The organism is Acidovorax sp. 1608163 (assembly GCF_003669015.1).
Classification (GTDB): domain Bacteria; phylum Pseudomonadota; class Gammaproteobacteria; order Burkholderiales; family Burkholderiaceae_C; genus Acidovorax.
Map to the genome: position 1 here is coordinate 3,281,028 of NZ_CP033069.1, position 17,401 is coordinate 3,298,428.

Annotated in this window: 14 protein-coding genes; 2 read left to right on the forward strand and 12 right to left on the reverse strand. The window is 65.0% G+C overall.

All coding sequences use genetic code 11. From position 1 onward, the window contains the following. Nucleotides 1–27: 27 nt before the first annotated feature. The 12 genes from EAG14_RS14550 to apbC form a co-directional block, all read right to left on the reverse strand. Complete coding sequence (locus tag EAG14_RS14550; RefSeq protein WP_121729319.1) at nt 28–2,997, reverse strand: formate dehydrogenase subunit alpha; 2,970 nt, start codon at nt 2,995–2,997, stop codon at nt 28–30. 14 nt (nt 2,998–3,011) lie between these two features. After that, nucleotides 3,012–3,257 carry a formate dehydrogenase gene (locus EAG14_RS14555; RefSeq protein WP_099658509.1) on the reverse strand — a complete coding sequence of 82 codons (246 nt, stop codon included), beginning with the start codon at nt 3,255–3,257 and terminating at the stop codon, nt 3,012–3,014. A gap of 149 nt (nt 3,258–3,406) precedes the next feature. Continuing rightward, on the reverse strand, nt 3,407–4,036 hold the full coding sequence (locus EAG14_RS14560; protein ID WP_121729320.1) for a molecular chaperone: 630 nt from the start codon (nt 4,034–4,036) through the stop codon (nt 3,407–3,409). Further along, nucleotides 4,033–6,102: a 4Fe-4S binding protein gene (locus tag EAG14_RS14565; protein ID WP_121729321.1), complete on the reverse strand. Its 2,070-nt coding sequence runs from the start codon at nt 6,100–6,102 to the stop codon at nt 4,033–4,035. Before EAG14_RS14565 ends, EAG14_RS14560 begins: the two co-directional genes overlap by 4 nt. Next, a complete protein-coding gene (locus tag EAG14_RS14570; RefSeq protein WP_121730488.1) occupies nt 6,062–6,769 on the reverse strand; it encodes a DUF3306 domain-containing protein in 708 nt (235 codons plus the stop codon). The genes EAG14_RS14565 and EAG14_RS14570 overlap by 41 nt, the downstream gene beginning before the upstream one ends. After that, the gene (locus tag EAG14_RS14575) at nt 6,762–7,319 is read right to left on the reverse strand and encodes a DUF3305 domain-containing protein (RefSeq protein WP_121729322.1); all 558 of its coding nucleotides are present in this window, start codon (nt 7,317–7,319) and stop codon (nt 6,762–6,764) included. The genes EAG14_RS14570 and EAG14_RS14575 overlap by 8 nt, the downstream gene beginning before the upstream one ends. A gap of 73 nt (nt 7,320–7,392) precedes the next feature. Further along, the gene (fdhD, locus tag EAG14_RS14580) at nt 7,393–8,301 is read right to left on the reverse strand and encodes a formate dehydrogenase accessory sulfurtransferase FdhD (RefSeq protein WP_121729323.1); all 909 of its coding nucleotides are present in this window, start codon (nt 8,299–8,301) and stop codon (nt 7,393–7,395) included. Continuing rightward, nucleotides 8,298–8,549, reverse strand: coding sequence for a hypothetical protein (locus tag EAG14_RS14585; RefSeq protein WP_240457060.1), 252 nt, complete (start codon nt 8,547–8,549; stop codon nt 8,298–8,300). Before EAG14_RS14585 ends, fdhD begins: the two co-directional genes overlap by 4 nt. Before the next feature lie 41 nt (nt 8,550–8,590). Further along, entirely contained in the window at nt 8,591–10,939 is a 2,349-nt protein-coding gene (locus EAG14_RS14590) for an FdhF/YdeP family oxidoreductase (RefSeq protein WP_121729324.1), read from the reverse strand. Between the two features lie 154 nt (nt 10,940–11,093). Then, entirely contained in the window at nt 11,094–12,773 is a 1,680-nt protein-coding gene (locus EAG14_RS14595; protein WP_099740525.1) for an OFA family MFS transporter, read from the reverse strand. 210 nt (nt 12,774–12,983) lie between these two features. Beyond that, the gene (locus EAG14_RS14600; protein ID WP_121729325.1) at nt 12,984–13,898 is read right to left on the reverse strand and encodes a LysR substrate-binding domain-containing protein; all 915 of its coding nucleotides are present in this window, start codon (nt 13,896–13,898) and stop codon (nt 12,984–12,986) included. Between the two features lie 177 nt (nt 13,899–14,075). Next, nucleotides 14,076–15,167: an iron-sulfur cluster carrier protein ApbC gene (gene apbC, locus EAG14_RS14605; protein WP_121729326.1), complete on the reverse strand. Its 1,092-nt coding sequence runs from the start codon at nt 15,165–15,167 to the stop codon at nt 14,076–14,078. Nucleotides 15,168–15,369: 202 nt separating this feature from the next. On the opposite strand from apbC, the gene EAG14_RS14610 reads away from it, so the two are divergent. Beyond that, complete coding sequence (locus EAG14_RS14610) at nt 15,370–15,927, forward strand: restriction endonuclease (RefSeq protein ID WP_099659085.1); 558 nt, start codon at nt 15,370–15,372, stop codon at nt 15,925–15,927. Between the two features lie 135 nt (nt 15,928–16,062). Continuing rightward, nucleotides 16,063–17,313 carry a patatin-like phospholipase family protein gene (locus tag EAG14_RS14615; protein WP_121729327.1) on the forward strand — a complete coding sequence of 417 codons (1,251 nt, stop codon included), beginning with the start codon at nt 16,063–16,065 and terminating at the stop codon, nt 17,311–17,313. Nucleotides 17,314–17,401: the final 88 nt, after the last annotated feature.

Genomic DNA, 17,401 nt, shown 5'->3' on the forward strand with positions numbered 1-17,401 from the left:
TTGTGTCTCCTGCTCAGTGGCGGGCGCTCACGCGCTCTCCACGTTGCACACCGTGGTCTTGGTTTCCTGCATCATGGTCACGCTGTCGTAGCCATAGGTAGTGGCGGTGTTCACCGCCTCGCCGCGCACCACGGGCGCTGCGCCCTTGGGGTAGTGCGCCAGCATGTCGGCCCCTTGCCAGCGGCCCGAGAAGTGGAACGGCATCCACACCGTGTCGGGCGCGACGCGCTCGGTCACCAGGGCCTGCACATTCAGGCGCGCGCCAGTGGGCGAGCTGAGCCACACGCGGCCCCCGTTGCGAATGCCACGGTCGGCAGCCGTCTTGGGGTTGATTTCCACGAAGGCTTCCTGTTGCAACTCGGCCAGCCATGGGTTGGAGCGGGTTTCCTCGCCGCCACCTTCGTACTCGACCAGGCGGCCCGACGTCAGGATGAGCGGGAATTTCTCGTACACCTTGTCGGCCACGTTCTTCTCTTGCACGGTCTTGTACAAGGTGGGCAGGCGCCAGAAGGCCTTCTTGTCGTCGTGGGTGGGGTACTTGGCCGCCATGTCGGGGCGTGTGCCATACAACGGCTCGCGGTGCTGCGGAATGGGGTCCGGGAAGTTCCAGACCACGGCACGCGCCTTGGCGTTGCCAAACGGGTGGCAGCCGTGGACCTTCATCGCCACACGGATGATGCCGCCCGAAGGATCGGTCTTCCAGTTCTTGCCCTCGGCGGCCTTCTTCTCCGCGTCGGTCAGGTCGTCCCACCAACCCAGCTTTTTCAGCAGCACATGGTCAAACTCTGGGTAGCCCGTGGTGATGTCCGCGCCCACCGAGTGGGAGCCGTCTTCTGCCAGCAGGTTCTCGCCGTTGCGCTCCACGCCAAAGTTGGCGCGGAAGTTGCCGCCGCCGTCCATGACGTGCTTGGAGGTGTCGTACAGGTTGGGCGAGCCGGGGTGCTTGAGCTCGGGCGTACCAAAGCAAGGCCATGGCAGACCAAAGTAGTCACCCGCGAAGTCGTAGCCGGTTTCCTTGTCTTTGCCGCCCTTGGCCTTGAGGGTCTTCACATCGAACACGTGCATGTTCTTCATGTGGGCCTTCAGGCGCTCGGGGCTTTGGCCGGTGTAGCCAATGGTCCAGACGCTCTTGTTGATTTCACGCAGGATGTCTTCGACCATGGGCTCGTCCATGCCCTTGACCTTCTGCATCTTGTAGTTCTTGACCAGCTCTTTGTCGAAGCCCAGCTTTTGCGCAAACTGGTACATGATCATGTGGTCGGAGCGGCTCTCCCACAGTGGCTCAATGACCTTCTCACGCCACTGGATGGAGCGGTTGGAGGCCGTGCACGAGCCGCTGGTTTCAAACTGCGTGGCCGCAGGCAGCAGGTACACCGCGCGGTTGGGGTTCAGGTCTTCGGATTTGCCAGGCATGGCCGCCATCGCGGCTGTGGCCGATGGGTAAGGGTCCACCACCACCAGCAGGTCCAGCTTGTCCATGGCGCGCTTCATTTCAAGGCCACGGGTTTGCGAGTTGGGCGCATGGCCCCAATAGAACACGCCGCGCAGGTTGCTGTCCTGGTCAATCAGCTCGTTCTTCTCCAGCACACCGTCGATCCAGCGCGAGACGGTGATGCCGTTCTTGGTCATCATCGCAGGCGATGCGTACTGCTTTTTGATCCACTCAAAGTCCACGCCCCAGGTCGCAGCAAAGTGCTTCCAGGCGCCTTCGGCCAGGCCGTAGTAGCCGGGCAGCGAATCAGGGTTGGGGCCCACATCGGTAGCGCCTTGCACGTTGTCGTGGCCACGGAAGATATTGGTGCCGCCGCCCGACTTGCCCACGTTGCCCAATGCCAGCTGCAAGATGCACGAAGCGCGCACGATGGCATTGCCAATGGTGTGCTGCGTCTGGCCCATGCACCACACGATGGTGCCGGGGTTGTTCTCGTGCAGCATCTTGGCGACCTTGAAGACCTGCTCTTCCTTGACGCCGCAGGCCTCTTCCACCTTGTCGGGGGTCCACTTGGCCAGCACGTCCTCGCGCACCTTGTCCATGCCATAGACACGGTCGTGGAGGTACTTCTTGTCTTCCCAGCCGTTCTTGAAGATGTGGTAGAGCAAGCCAAACAGGAAAGGAATGTCAGTGCCCGAGCGGATGCGCACGTACTCGTCAGCCTTGGCGGCCGTGCGGGTAAAGCGGGGGTCCACCACGATCATCTTGCAGCCAGTTTCCTTGGCGTGCAGCATGTGCAGCATGCTCACGGGGTGGGCTTCGGCGGCGTTGGAGCCAATGTACAAAGCGACCTTGCTGTTTTGCATGTCGTTGTACGAATTGGTCATGGCGCCATAACCCCAGGTGTTGGCAACGCCCGCCACGGTGGTGGAGTGGCAGATGCGGGCCTGGTGGTCGCAGTTGTTGGTGCCCCAGAAGCTCACGAACTTGCGCAGCAAATAGGCCTGTTCGTTGTTGTGCTTGGACGAGCCGATGAAGTACACGCTGTCGGGCCCACTGGCCTGGCGCAGCTCTTTCATCTTGTCGGTGATTTCGGTCAGCGCGGTGTCCCAGCTGATGCGCTCGTACTTGCCGTTGACGAGCTTCATCGGGTAGCGCAGGCGGTATTCGCCGTGGCCGTGCTCACGCAGCGCCGCACCCTTGGCGCAGTGCGCACCCAGGTTGATAGGCGAATCGAACACAGGCTCTTGGCGCACCCACACGCCGTTTTCCACCACCGCATCGACCGCGCAGCCCACCGAGCAGTGCGAGCACACGGTGCGGCGCACTTCGATCTTGCTGTCGCCCAGCCCCACCTTGGCGCCTTCGGCCGCCTGGGACTTTTTGACCAGCGTGAGCTGCGATGCAGCGATGCCCACCCCCACGCCCAAGCCAGAGCGGCGCAGGAACGAGCGGCGGTCCATGGTGGGCAGCGCCTGGGCCAGGCCCCGGCGCAGGCTGTGAACAAAAGGAGACGATGCCGATGCACCCTGGGGTGCATGTGCAGACTTTTTAGTGAGCAACATGGTGCGCCCCGAAATCAAAGTTGGGTGGTTTTGTAGTACTGCTTGACGTGCGCGGAGAGGTGGTAGCCACCCCCCTTTTCAGGCGCAACGCGGGCAGGTTCTGCGGCCACGACCTCGGACGGAGTGACACGGGGCAGAACGGCCACAGCCGCAGCGCCCGCGCTGACGGCGGCGGCACCTGCAAAAAAGCTGCGGCGGGAAGAAGAGGAAGAAGCCGTGGTGGCATTGGCCACACGGTCAGAAGGCTGGCGGTCCTGCATGCTTGTCTCCAGGAGGGCTGGCAGTTATGAAACGAATTGCATAGGGAGTCTAAGCGAGCCAAGGCCGCTTCGCAACGAGGCCGGCCCTAACCCCAGCGCGGCACTTGAGCTTTGCCCCATGTCAAGACACAGGGGTCACCGCAACTGCGTCAGGTCAGCATGTCAAAGCCCTGCGACTCCACCGCCACGAAGGCCCGTGTGAGCCGGGCCACCGCGCCATAGAACTGGGCGGCAGGGTGCGCCTCCAGGGCATCGCACATGGCTGGCCACCAGGGCTGCAAATGCGTTGCAAAAAAGCCCTGTTGCTGCGTCAGGTTGCAGACAGCCATGTCGTCGCCCGCAATCAGGTAACGCATCACCTCGCACAGATAGGCCACATGGTCTTCGGTCTCGGGCATGGTGTCGCCCCGCGCTAGGCCCAGGCGGTCCAGATCACTGCGCAGGCGGGCCAGGGGCTTTTCGTTCAAAAAGCCTGCAAGGTAATGCGAGGCATACACAAACACCTCGGGCTTGCCCACGCCACCAAACAGGCGCTCGTATTCGGCAGCAATGGCAGCATCGTCCTGCGCCCGCGCCGCACCCACCAGTTGTTGCCACGGCTCTTGCAAAAAGCCGCCTTCCAGGGGCGCTTGCGTCACGGCCACGCGCAGTGCGGCCAACAGATCTGGCGTGGGGGCTGCGTAGTACAGTTGCGCCAGCACGCCGTACAGCTCGGCACGGGCGGTTTCTTCGTCCAGCGCGGAGCTGCCGGGCAAGGTCAAAGAGGCGGTAGCGCTCACAGGTCGGTCACTTTCGATTCATTTTGGGCGGAATACAGGTCGATCACGCGGCAGTCGCTGCACATCTTCAGGCGCTCCAGCGCTTCACCCTGGAACATGGCATGCCCGGCCAGCTTGCCCAGCATGGCTTCAATGGCTTTGACGGTGCCAAAGGGTTTGCTGCAGCGCACACAAGACCAAGGCTTGGCTTCGTTGAGCACCTGCAACTGCGCGCGCTCAGGCGCCAGCAGCAGGCGCGGCTGCAGGGTGATGGCATTCTCTGGGCAGGTGGTTTCACACAGGCCGCATTGCACGCAGTTCTTTTCCAGAAAGCGCAGCTGCGGCATTTGGGGGTTGTCTTGCAGGGCGCTGGCCGGGCAGGCGCTCACGCAGCTCAGGCACAGGGTGCAGCGGTCTTTGTTGACAGTGATGGCACCCAACGGCGAGCCCTGGGCGGGCAACTCAATGGCGCCAGGCAAGGCAGCAGCGCCCAACGGGGCCTGCTCGATCAGGTGGTCCAGCGCCATCTCCAGCGTGCTGCGCTTTTCCTGCGCCACGGCAAAGCGTGCCGCCACCGCAGGGGTTTTCTGGCGGGTCTGGCCTAGCGTTTGCAGTGCGGCGTCCAGCTCCGTGGGGTGCTTGGCCTCCAGCAGGCGCAGGTGGGTGCCGGTGTAGCCCAGGCCGTTGAGCAAGCGCTGCGCCACCTCCATCTGGGCGCGCAGCCCGTCCAGATACTGCGGGGCTTCTTCATCCGTCACCAGCAGCACGATCTGCGAAGCACCGTATGCCACAGCACTCAGCCACAGGTCCACCCCAGTACTGGCGGTGTGCCACAACGCCACCGGAATCACATGGGCGGGCACGCCATGGGCCACCTTGAGCTGCGCGGCACGGCCCAGCTCGTTCACCAATGCTTGTCCACTCTCCTGGCTGTGCAGCAGCAGCACGGCATCCTTGCCGCCGGCCGCCGCGTAGGTGGAGAGCAAGGTCTTGAAGCGCTGGCCCTGCTCCGCCGCAGGCGGGTAGGCATAGGTCATCGCCCCGGTGGGGCACACGGTGGTGCAGGCACCGCAGCCCACGCACAGGTTGGGGTTGACGACCACGCGCTGGCGGGCCTTGTCGCTGCTGATGGCCTCGGCCGAGCAAATGTCCACGCAAGCGTTGCAACCCACGGTGGCATTGCGGCTGTGGGCGCAGAGCTTTTGCTTGTATTCAAAGAACTTGGGCTTTTCAAATTCACCCACCAGCTCGCGCAGCTTGAGCACCGTGGCAACGTCGCGTCCATCGCTGCGCAGGTAGCCCTGCGGCAGGGCATGCTGCAAAAAGGTGGGCGTGGCATCGGCGCGGCGCATGTCCAGCACCAGGTCAAACTGGGCCGTCTCAGGCGAGGCAGCGCGCTGGAAATCGATGGCCCCCGCCACCTGGCAGACCTTCACACAGTCGCGGTGCGACTGGCAGGCAGACAGGTCCACCTGGTAGTCAAGCCCGATGGCGTTCTCAGGGCAGGCCGCTACACAAGCGTTGCAGCGGGTGCACAGGTCCAGCTGGATGGGGTTGTCATCGCGCCAACGCAGCTCAAAGGCGCCCAGCCAGCCCGTGAGGGCTTCAATGCGGCCACCCAGCACGGGGTAACGCCGCTCCTGCGCGCCACCGGCTTGGCCAGGCCCTTGCGCAAACAGGGTCACATTCAACACATCGGACACCAAGGCGGCCACCTGCTCGGCAGCATCCAGCGGGCCAATGATGAGCAGGCGCCCTGCGCTCTTGTAGGTGACCACCGGCACGGGCGCAGGCTCGGGCAAATGGGCTGCGGCCAGCAAGGCCGCCACCTTGGGGCTGGCCTTGGCCGCATCGCGGCTCCAGCCGCCGGTTTCGCGGATATTGACGAAGCGGATGGGCGACAGCGCCCCTTCGGTCTGCTGGCCCAGCTCGGCAAACAGGCGCTGCTCCTGGGTGCAGGCGACCACCACGTCTTCGCCCGAACGGATGGCTTGGGTGAAAGCGCCCGCCTCACGGCGGCAGAGGGTGGAGTGGAGGGTCAGGTCTTCACGAAGCGCTGTGCCCAGGGCCTGGGCGTTCAACGGCATCGTCTGGTTGCAATCGCAGATGAGCGTGGTCATGTTCTGGGTGGCTGGCTGGTACGGGCACCCCAGGCTCTGGTTCTGAGCCCACGGGTGCCGCCCCAAGCGGGCTAGGAATGGCTGTGCATACCCCAGACTGTGCCACGTCTTGCGCCGATTCCGCCAGTTCGACCCCGGTCTGCGGCGCGGGCGCGGGGTCTTTCGGGGCACCAGCCGCACCATCGGCAGGCTGCGGCGCGAGCGCCTGAGGGTGTTCAGGCTCAGGTTCAACCAGGCCCATGAATTGCGCGCTGGCCATCTGGCGCAGCATCGCCGCAGGCAGTGGGTCAGGTTGGGTGTAGTCGTCGATGTAAGTGTCCAGCCCGTCCATCACATTGAAGTGCGGGTCAGTAAACAGTTTTTTCATCGCGGTGTTGCGCACTTCCGGCGCCACAGCGCGGCCCACAAAGGGCTTGAAGTCGGAGTCGATGGACAGGGCCTGCGCGTCCTGCAGTGTGGGCAGCGGGGCAGGCTCAGGGGCATTGGCCGGTGGCTCCGCCGCTCGGGGCATAACCACAGCCTGCTGGGCCAGCACGGGCGGCGCAGGGCGTGGTGGTTCAGGCTCCTGGAGCGGCTTGCCCTCGCGCACGTCCTGCTTGCGCCGCGACCAGCGGCCCAAAAAACCATCAGCCACGGCCACCGCCCCCACGCTGCTTTTCAGTGCTGACCGATGCCGGATTGCCAAACCGGTCCTGCAGAGGCTGAAAACTGTCGGGCCGCTTGCGTCGCTTGGGCTCGGGTTGGTAGTGCTCGGCCACAAAGGCATGCAAGGCGGCCAACACCTCCGGGGGCACGGGCACTTGCTCAGCGGTCTCTTGCGCATCCAGCCAGCGCCCCGCGTCGTGGTAGCTGAGGCTGACTTCCACCGGGCGCGCCAGACGCTCTGCACTGTCTGCGCCCTCTGCCGTCTCTTCATCCAGCCGCCACAGCACAAACCAGCAAGGCGCAGGGGACGTGGAATTGAGGTGGTAGCCCTCGGCATCATCGCGGAACAACTCCACGGAAAAGCCAGGAAAGAGCCACTGCGCCGCCCCATCGGTTTGCCGCAGCAGGCGCGGGGCTGTGCCAAACGCGGCCTCATGGGGGACGACGTCTTCCAGCACCCACCGCCAGGGCTGCCAGCGATTGTCCAGTTGCTCGCGGCGCATGATGACCGCAACTTGAAAAACGGGGCGTGTTTGCATGGCCGAACTGTAACGCCGGGCCAATGCCCCCATGGTCGCAGATGGCCTAACGGCCTTGTCTAAGCACCCTGTTCTAAGCTCCTGCCGCATACAGAATGGCCCGTGGTGAGCGGCACAGCCCCCACAGGCGAACTCCGGCCAACTCGGCCAATTGCACCCCCGTGGCAGTCGGTGCAGAGATGGTGGCCAGGGCACTGATGCCCACACGGGCGCATTTGCGCACCAGCTCATGGCTGCCGCGGCTGGTGAGCACGACGAAGCCCGGCTCCGACAGACGCCCCTCATGGGCCAGGGCGCCGATGAGTTTGTCGAGCGCGTTGTGGCGCCCCACGTCTTCGCACACCAGCATCAACTGCCCGTCCAGATTAGCCCAACCTGCGGCGTGCAAGGACCCCGCCTGGGCGTTGACCCACTGCCGCGCCCGCAGCACATCGAAGGCGCGCAACACCGTTGCAACATCCACTTGCGGAACCCAAGGCTTGGCGGGCAAGCGCTCCGGAGTCATGTCCAGCGCGGCCAGGCTTTCCACACCGCACACACCGCAGCCCGTGCGGCCCGACAGGCTGCGGCGGCGCTGCTTCAGGCGCTCAAAGCAGCGCACCGAAATGTCCATGCGCACCTCGACCGCCGAAACACCGGGGGGCAACACGGCCGTCCCGCTGTCCACGGTGTGCAGCTCCATGCCACGGCAGTCCTCCGGGCGATCCAGAATGCCCTCGCTCAAGGCAAAGCCCAAGGCAAAGGCTTCCAGCTGGTCCGGCGTGGCCATCATCACGGCGTGTGACACCCCGTTGAACACCATGGCCACTGGCACTTCTGCCGCCAGCCAGTCCGGGCGCTGTGCTCCGTCTCCGGGCAAGCCCGCCTCGCCAAACACGCGCACCGGGCGCTCATGCACCACGGGTAGGGTCAATGCGGCCTCTGCATCTTGGGGACTGCACACCAGCCCGGCGTCCACCCCAAACTCCATCTGCGCACTCATGCCAGCTCCTGCGTGGGCGATGCGCCCGGTGCGTCAGTCACCAAGGCCACCGCCCCCAGGCCTTGCGGGGTGATTCGCGCCACCCAGCGCCCGTCCTCTTGGCGCAGGTCCACCCATCCAGGCCCCGCCTGCCCGGCAATGGAGGCAGTGCCCATGACAGCCAGCTGGCGCATGAGCACGCTTGCACTCTGCCCCAACCGCTTGCCCAGGCGGGGCAAAGACACAGGGGCCTGCTCGGCTGCCAGCATCTGCAAAATCTCGCAGGCCAAGGGATCGGCAGGGAGGTGCGTCAAGCCAATGCCCCTGCAACAGTGCCCGTTGCACCGCTCTCTGCCCCAGCCTCTGCCCCGGTGGTGGCCACATGCCGCACCAGCACCACCGGAATGGACTTGGACGTGGGCGTACCGGCCACATCGGCCACCGCGCTCAAAGGCACCAACGGGTTGGTCTCTGGGTAGTAGGCGGCTAGGTTGCCCCGAGGAATGTCATACGCCACCAGCTTGAAGCGGTCGGCACGGCGTTCTTGCCCATCGCTCCACAGGGTCTGGATGTCCACCCAGTCGCCGTCCTTCATGCCCAACTCGCGAATGTCCTCGGCATGGATGAACACCACGCGGCGCTGGCCGTAGACCCCCCGGTAGCGGTCGTCCATGCCGTAAATGGTGGTGTTGTACTGGTCGTGCGAACGGGTGGTGAGCAAGGTGAACACCACCGTGTCGCGCACCCGCTCGCGCGCCAGGTGCGACGGTGTATCGCGGGGCACGGGGTGCGCGTAGAAGCTGGCCTTGCCCGACGCCGTGGTCCAGACCCGCTCGCTGGCCGTGTTGCGCAGCCTGAATCCGCCCGGCGCCGCCACACGGGTGTTGAAGTCTTTGAAATCGGGAAACACCTGCTCGATCAGATCGCGGATGCGGCGGTAGTCCTCCACCAGCCACAGCCAGGGCGTGTTGCTGCGCCCACCCAGCGTGGCCGCAGCCAGCCGGGCCACGATGGCGGGCTCGGACAGCAGCTGCTCGGACGCCGGGGGGTTGATGCCCATGGACAGGTGCACCATGCTCATCGAGTCTTCCACCGTCACGCCCTGCGCGCCACTGGCCTGCATGTCGATTTCGGTGCGACCCAGGCACGGCAGGATCAGCGCCTCACGGCCATGCACCAGATGACTGCGGTTGAGCTTGGTGGTGACATGCACGGTGAGATCGCAGCGCTGCAGGGCTTTCCAGGTTTCGTAGGTGTCTGGCGTGGCCGCAGCAAAGTTGCCGCCCAGCGCAAAAAACACCTTGCCCTGCCCCGCCAGCATCTGGCCAATGGCCTCCACCGTGTCCACACCGGGTTTGCGCGGCGGCTCAAAGCCAAACACATCGCGCAGCTTGTCGAGCAAGGCGGCAGGCGGCTTCTCCCAGATGCCCATGGTGCGGTCACCCTGCACATTGCTGTGGCCGCGCACCGGGCAAGGCCCCGCGCCCTCGCGCCCCACATTGCCGCGCATCATCAGCCAGCCCACAATGGCCTGGATGGTGGCCACGGAATACTTGTGCTGCGTGATGCCCATGCCCCAGCAGGCGATCACGTTCTTGGCGCCGATGTAGATGTCGCCCGCCGCACGGATCTGTGCCTCGGTCAGGCCCGACTCCTCCTCCAGCAGCGCCCACGACTCGGCCCGCAGGTCGGCGGCCAATGCCTCAAAGCCCGTGGTGTGTTCGGCAATGAAGGCGTGGTCCAGCACCCCGCCGCGCAGGTCCTCTTGCTCCAGCACATGCTTCATCATGCCTTTGACGGCCGCAAAATCGCCCCCCACGCGCAACTGGAAGTAGTGGGTGCTGATGGGCGACGAGCCCAAGGTGGCCATCTCCATCTTGTTTTGCGGGTCGGCAAAGCGCTCAAGGCCCCGCTCGCGCAGGGGGTTAAAGCTCACGATGCGCGCGCCACGCTTGTGGGCGTCGCGCAGCTCGGCCAGCATGCGGGGGTGGTTGGTGCCAGGGTTCTGGCCAAAAATAAAAATCGCGTCGGCACACTCAAAGTCGTGCAGCGTGACGGTGCCCTTGCCCACGCCAATTTGCGGGCGCATGCCACTGCCGCTGGGCTCGTGGCACATGTTCGAGCAATCCGGGAAATTGTTGGTGCCGTACTGGCGCACGAACAACTGGTACAAAAACGCAGCCTCGTTGCTGGCCCGGCCCGAGGTGTAAAAAATCGCCTGGTTAGGGTCCGGCAGCGCATTCAGATGGCGAGCAATCAGCGCAAACGCGTCGTCCCAGGCAATGGGCTGGTAGCGGTCTGAGGGCGCGTCGTACACCATGGGCTGCGTCAGCCGCCCCTGGTCTTCCAGCCAAAAATCGCTTTGCGTTTGCAGATCGGCCACGGTGTGCTGGGCGAAAAACTCCGCACCTGCGCGGCGCTCCGTGGCTTCGGCCGCCACGGCCTTGGCGCCGTTCTCACAAAACTCGAAGGTCGATGCGTGGTTGCGATCGGGCCAGGCACAACCTGGGCAATCAAACCCATCGGGCTGGTTGGCCGACAGCAAGGTCTTCGCGCCCTTGAGAGGGATGTCCTGGCGCAGCAGCGTGTTCTTCACGCTGTTCAAAGCGCCCCAGCCACCGGCCGGGCCTTTGTAAAACTCAATTTTTTCTTGTTTCATCGCCGTCTCCCGGACTGAACGAAAACCCAAAGGCGCTGCAGCAGGCCCCGCCCAAGACGAGGAACCTGCTGTGCGCCCACATCACTGCTTGTACTGCCACCCCAGCGCGAGTGCGGGTGCCTGCACCCAGCGCCCACGGCTCGCGCAAGGTCATTCACTGAAAGAACTTGGCGGCGCTCAACAGTGTCTTGTAAGTGCCCCAGGCCAGCGGCAAGCCCACCGCCAGCCAGGCCAGCACCACCACAGCGGTGCTGGTGCGCTCTGTGCTGTTGCCACCCGCCCCCACTTCTGCGGCCACGGCCTTGTCGTGGGCCAGTTTCTTCTCGTGGGCCAGCTCGGCGTCGGTCATGAAGTGCTTGTCGGCCACGGGGCGCACCAGCAGGTTGGCAATCAAGCCCACCACCAGCATGCCCACCAGGATGTACATGGTCTGGTTATAGACCTGCTCGCGCGGAATGCCCAGGCCCAGCTGGTATTCACGCATGTAGTTGACCACCACCGGGCCCAAAATACCCGCCGTGGCCCACGCAGTGAGCAAGCGGCCATGGATGGCGCCCACCATTTGCGTGCCGAACAGGTCGGCCAGGTAGGCAGGCACGGTGGCAAAGCCGCCACCGTACATCGACAGGATGACGCAGAACGCGCCCACAAACAGCAGCTTGCTGCCTGCACCGGCCGACGAAGGAATGCTGAAGTACAGCAGGCCACCCAGCACAAAGAACACGGTGTAAGTGAGCTTGCGGCCCAGCTTGTCTGACAGGCTGGCCCAGAAGAAGCGGCCGCCGATGTTGAACAGCGACAGCAGCGCCGTGAAGCCACCGGCCACGGCCGCAATGGCGGACAGCTCTTCCTTGCTCAGCTCGGAGAACTTCTTGCCGATGCCCACCAGGCCACCGCCAAACACTTCCTGCAGCATGGGGCTGGCCATGCCGATCACGCCAATGCCGGCCGACACGTTCATGCACAGCACCACCCACACCAGCCAGAACTGGGGAATGCCCCATACCTTCTTCACGTGCACATGGCGCTGCGTGATCATGGCGTTGGCCGTGAGCGTGGCCGGGGGTGTCCAGCCTGCGGGCTTCCAGCCACTGGGTGGCACGCGGTAGCCCAGGGCCCCGGCCATCATGAACGCAAAGTACACCAGCGCCATGACCACAAAGGTCTGCATCACACCGGCATCGGTGGGGGTGGCGAAGAACTTCATCAACTCCACCGCCAGGGGCGAGCCAATCATCGCGCCACCACCAAAGCCCATGATGGCCATGCCGGTGGCCATGCCACGGCGGTCGGGGAACCACTTGATCAGTGTGGACACGGGCGAGATGTAGCCCAGCCCCAGCCCAATGCCGCCGATGACACCCGAGCCCAAAATCATCATCCAGAACTGGTGGGTGTGGATGCCCAGGGCCGACAGCAGCATGCCGCCGCACCAGCACACGGCCGACACCACCCCGGCCTTGCGGGGGCCCGCCCGCTCCAGCCAGCCGCCCCAGATGGCCGCAGAGCAGCCCAGGAACACAAAGAACAGCGTGTACATCCAGCCCAGCGTGGCCACGGTCCAGTCGCACTGCGTGGTGAACAACTGGGTGAAAAAGCCCACCTCCTTGCCGCAGGCCGCACCGGCACCCGCCGTTTGCAGCGCCTTGGACAGCGGCAGCCAGAACACGGAAAAGCCGTAGGCCATGCCAATGCACAGGTGGATGGCCAAGGCTGCCGGTGGCACCAGCCAGCGGTTAAAGCCTGGGCCGGCAATGATGCGCTCCTTGCTCAGAAAACCCGGCGCAGCCGAGTCCTCCTGAACCAAAGGCAAGCTTGCTGTAGAAGCTGTCATGTATTTCCTCTCCCTTTCGCGCCATCACGGCGTTGTTTCTTGATGCAAATCAAAATCAGGAGCGGAGTTTCAGTAAAGCGGCAACCGGGCGTCAAATTAAATCAAAGCATCGCTTGATTCATGCAGCGAATGTATGCAGCACGGTGCATAACCAAGCCCTCAGTCACTGCCCAAGCATGGGCTAGTGCGCCAGGTCTCCACAGTGGTCGCTCAACTGCGCTTGCCACTCGGGGACTCCAGCAGCGCCAGCGCGGCCTCCAGCGCCCGCGACGTGCGGGGGCCGCGCTGGGTCATGAAGCCAATGGGGGTGCGCACATCGGGCTCCACCAGGGGCAGCGCCTCCAGGCCACGCTCGCTGCGCACCGCGGCCACCATGGCGCTGGGCAAGATGCTGCACACCTGGCCCGCAGCCACGCTCAGCACCAGGGTCAGCACCGAATTCGTCTCAATGGCAGGCACCACGGGCGCCCCTGCCTCGCCCAGGGCCTGGTCGATGATGAAGCGGTTGTGCATCTCAGCCGTCAGCAGGCACAGCGGCAACTGCCCTGCCTCGCGCCATGCCATGGGCGGTCCAATGCGCAGGTGGTCGAGGGCAGGCTCTGCGGCGCGGCGCAGCAGGTAATAGCGCTCGGTGCACTGCGGCCACGACCGCAAGTTAGCGCGCTGCGCCTGCATGCGCTCGCTGTAGCCCACGGCCAGGTCGATGGAGAGGTCTTCCAGGCCCTGCTCCAGCTCCAGCGAACTCATCGACAGCACCACCGAGGCAATGCCCGGGTGGCGTGCCTGCAGCAGCGCCGCAAACCTGGCCAGCACTGGCACCGCCGTGGGGGTCGATGCCATGCGCAAACAGCCACGCGGCATGTCTTGCAAACTGCTCAGCTCCTGGCGCAGCACCTCGCTCTCGCGCAGCATGCGCTGCGCGGTGGTGAGCACCGCCTGGCCCTCGTGCGTGAGCCCCACATACGCACGCCCCCGCTGCACGATGACCACGCCAAACTCCTCCTCCAGCGACCGCAGGGCGTTGGAGAGCGCAGGCTGCGTGATGTGGCAGGCCTGCGCCGCCCGGCCAAAGTGCCGGTGCTCGTGCAGCGCCACCAGGTAGCGCAGGGACGCGAGCAGGTTCATGGGTTTACGCCTTGCCTGCGCACAAAGAGGGGGCGCGGCTTGCCCACCCAAGCCGCGGGGTCCGCACCACCACCGTTACCTCCTGCAAGGGCGATTCGCTCATAACATTTAAAGACTTTTAGGCCGCTAGCGCTCTACCAATAAGCGCAAGCAGCTATCGATTCAATAGCAAAACACTCAGGTGTTCTTGCTGATCGAGATGGTCGGGAACTTGTTGGAAAAGTCCTTGGCCTGCTGGGCGATCTTCACCGCCACGTCGCGGGCCACCTTCTTGTAGATCTGGGCGACTTCGCCATCGGGGTCGGCCACCACGGTGGGCTTGCCGCTGTCGGCCTGCAGGCGGATGCTCATGTTCAGCGGCAGCGCGCCCAGGTAGTCCATGCCGTAGTCGGCTGCCATCTTCTTGCCGCCATCGGCGCCAAAGATGTGCTCCACATGGCCGCAGTTGCTGCACACGTGGGCGGCCATGTTCTCGACGATGCCCAGGATGGGCACGCCCACCTTCTCGAACATCTTGATGCCCTTCTTGGCGTCCAGCAGGGCGATGTCTTGCGGCGTGGTCACGATGACGGCGCCGGTCATGGGCACGCGCTGGCTCAGGGTGAGCTGGATGTCGCCGGTGCCGGGGGGCATGTCGATGATGAGGTAATCCAGGTCTTTCCAGTTGGTCTGGCGCAGCAGCTGCTCCAGCGCCTGCGTGGCCATGGGGCCGCGCCAGATCATGGCTTCGTCCTGGTCCACCAAAAAGCCGATGGACATGACCTGCACGCCGTAGTTCTCCAGCGGCTCCATGGTCTTGCCGTCTTCGCTTTCGGGGCGGCGGTTGATGCCCAGCATCATGGGCTGGCTGGGGCCGTAGATGTCGGCGTCCAGCACGCCTACGCTGGCGCCCTCGGCGGCCAGGGCCAGGGCCAGGTTGGCGGCCGTGGTGCTTTTGCCCACGCCGCCTTTGCCCGAGGCCACGGCGATGATGTTCTTGACCTGGGGCAGCAGCTGCACGCCGCGCTGCACGGCATGGGCAATCACCTTGGTGGTGATGTTGACCGACACGTTGTCCACGCCCGCCACGCCCTTGGCGGCGGCCACCAGGCTGCGGCGCAGCTCGGGCACCAGGCTCTTGGCGGGGTAGCCCAGTTCCACGTCAAAGGCCACATCGCCACCGGTGATCAGCACATTGCGCAGGGCGCGCGTGCTCACAAAATCCTTGCCCGTGTGGGGGTCCAGCACGCTGGAGAGTGCGGCCAAAAGGCCCTGTTCGGTGACTGCCATTCAAATAACTCCTGTGGGGGCGAGTAGTCTATCCAAGAGGCTTTCACTGGCTTTTACTGGGGGCAAGCCACCTTCTGCGGGGGCCGAAACACCGTTGCAACCACACCAACCTGCCCGCCAACCCCTGCACCTGCACGACAATGCGCACCCATTGACCCTACCGCCCCCAACGCCAGAGCGAGACGCCACCGTGAAACTCAAGATGTCCGAAAACTCCCTGTTTGCCCTGCTGCTGCGCTCGCCGTGGTGGATCAGCTTTGTGCTGGTGGCGGCCCTTGCGCTGGTGTCCCGGGCCTTGCTGCCTGCGGAATACTTTGTGCTCGGGGCGCTCAGCGGTTTTCCGCTGTTTGTGGTGGGCTGCATCGCGGCCTGGCGGCAGCTGCGCGCGCCCAGCGCAGCCAAGGTGCAGCAAATGCTGGACAGCACCCAGTCCATGCCCTGGAGTGCCTTCTCCCAGGCACTCACCCACGCCTGGGTGGGCCAGGGGTTTGACGTGAATGTGGCGTCCAAAGGGCCGGTGGACCTGCGCCTGACCAAGGGCGAACAGACCATTTTGGTCAGCGCCAAGCGCTGGAAGGCCGCCACGCACGGCATCGAGCCCCTGCGCGAGCTATACAACGCCATGCAGGCCCAAAACGCCCAGGGCGCCCTCTATGTGGCAGGCCAAGGCAGCGTGAGCGAAAGCGCCGCCCTGTTTGCCCGCGACCACGGCATCACCCTCGTGCAAGGCCCCGCCCTGGCGGCGCTGTTGCTCGGCTGAGACAAGGGCCCGCAGCGCCACGGCATCTACGGGTTTTCACAAACCAAAGCGGGGGCCCTGCGCAGCACACTTTAGGCATCCTGTCCGCTGTAACAACCCACGGGCAGACCCGCTTGCACACCCACGGTTTTCGACATGCCCCACCGCGACCCGCCTGAGCCCCCTCAAACCCCGTCCACCGGCCTGCTGCTGACCGGCGGCGGCGCCCGCGCTGCCTACCAGGTGGGCGTGCTCGAAGCCATCGCCGACCTGCGCCTGGCCTGCGGCGCGGGGCAGCAGCCCAACCCGTTTCCCATCATCACCGGCACCTCGGCCGGGGCCATCAACGCAGCGGCGCTGGCCTGCGGGGCCGACAACTTTGACCGCGCCGTGCGCCGCATTGCCCGCGTGTGGCGGCAGTTCCACGCCAGCCAGGTGTACGGCGCCGATTCGCTGAGCGTGATGCGCAGCGGCGCGCGCTGGCTCACGCTGGTCTCTCTGGGCTGGGCTCTGGCCCGCTGGCGGCGCATGCGGCCCAAATCGCTGCTGGACAACGCACCGCTCGAAAAGCTGCTGGTCAAGATGGTGCCCCTGGTGCGCTTGCCGCGCCTCATCCGCAGGGGGCATCTCAAGGCGCTGGCCGTCACGGCGTCCAGCTACAGCTCGGGCGAGCACGTCACGTTTTTTGAGTCGGCCGAGGCGGTGCAGCCCTGGGTGCGCTCGCAGCGCAAGGCCGCGCGTGACCGCATCACGCACGAGCACCTGCTCGCCTCCTCGGCCATTCCGTTCATCTTCCCGGCCAAAGGCATCGAGGTGGACGACCACGTCGAATACTTTGGCGACGGCTCCATGCGCCAGTCCGCGCCCATCGCGCCCGCCATCCATCTGGGGGCAGAGCGCATCCTCGTCATTGGCGCCGGGCGCATGCACGAGCCCAAGGGCGACACCGCCGCCAACCCCACGACCAACTACCCCACGCTGGCGCAAATTGCGGGGCACGCGCTGTCCAACATCTTTCTGGACGCACTGTCGGTGGACGTGGAGCGGGTGCAGCGCATCAACCAGACGCTGTCCCTCATCCCCGAGGAAAAACGCACCCACAGCTCCCTTCGCCCCATCGAGCTGCTGGTGATTGCCCCCTCGCAGCGGCTGGACGCCGTGGCAGCGCGCCACGTGGGCGACCTGCCCACGCCGGTGCGCACCATGCTGGGCGCCTTGGGCGTCACCTCCAACATGGCCGATGTGCGCGGCGCGGCGCTGGCCAGTTACCTGCTGTTTGAAGCGGGCTACACCCAGGAGCTGATGGCCCTGGGCCGTGCGGACACCCTGGCCATGCGCGCCGAGGTATGCCAGTTTTTTGGCTGGAACGACACCGGCGCAGAAATCAAGACGCGGCTGCACCAGTAACGCGGGCCCACATCCCGCGCCTCACGTTCCACGTCCTGCGCCCCCATCGGCGGCAGCCGCTCTGGCACTCGCCTAAAATCGCCGGTTC

What these genes read in the sequence shown, in the direction of transcription:
- EAG14_RS14550 (WP_121729319.1), bottom strand. Translation starts at nt 2,997, where the DNA reads ATGTTGCTCACTAAAAAGTCTGCACATGCACCCCAGGGTGCATCGGCA.
- EAG14_RS14555 (WP_099658509.1), bottom strand. Translation starts at nt 3,257, where the DNA reads ATGCAGGACCGCCAGCCTTCTGACCGTGTGGCCAATGCCACCACGGCT.
- EAG14_RS14565 (WP_121729321.1), bottom strand. Translation starts at nt 6,102, where the DNA reads ATGCCGTTGAACGCCCAGGCCCTGGGCACAGCGCTTCGTGAAGACCTG.
- EAG14_RS14575 (WP_121729322.1), bottom strand. Translation starts at nt 7,319, where the DNA reads ATGCAAACACGCCCCGTTTTTCAAGTTGCGGTCATCATGCGCCGCGAG.
- fdhD (WP_121729323.1), bottom strand. Translation starts at nt 8,301, where the DNA reads ATGAGTGCGCAGATGGAGTTTGGGGTGGACGCCGGGCTGGTGTGCAGT.
- EAG14_RS14585 (WP_240457060.1), bottom strand. Translation starts at nt 8,549, where the DNA reads ATGCTGGCAGCCGAGCAGGCCCCTGTGTCTTTGCCCCGCCTGGGCAAG.
- EAG14_RS14590 (WP_121729324.1), bottom strand. Translation starts at nt 10,939, where the DNA reads ATGAAACAAGAAAAAATTGAGTTTTACAAAGGCCCGGCCGGTGGCTGG.
- EAG14_RS14595 (WP_099740525.1), bottom strand. Translation starts at nt 12,773, where the DNA reads ATGACAGCTTCTACAGCAAGCTTGCCTTTGGTTCAGGAGGACTCGGCT.
- EAG14_RS14600 (WP_121729325.1), bottom strand. Translation starts at nt 13,898, where the DNA reads ATGAACCTGCTCGCGTCCCTGCGCTACCTGGTGGCGCTGCACGAGCAC.
- apbC (WP_121729326.1), bottom strand. Translation starts at nt 15,167, where the DNA reads ATGGCAGTCACCGAACAGGGCCTTTTGGCCGCACTCTCCAGCGTGCTG.
- EAG14_RS14610 (WP_099659085.1), top strand. Translation starts at nt 15,370, where the DNA reads ATGTCCGAAAACTCCCTGTTTGCCCTGCTGCTGCGCTCGCCGTGGTGG.
- EAG14_RS14615 (WP_121729327.1), top strand. Translation starts at nt 16,063, where the DNA reads ATGCCCCACCGCGACCCGCCTGAGCCCCCTCAAACCCCGTCCACCGGC.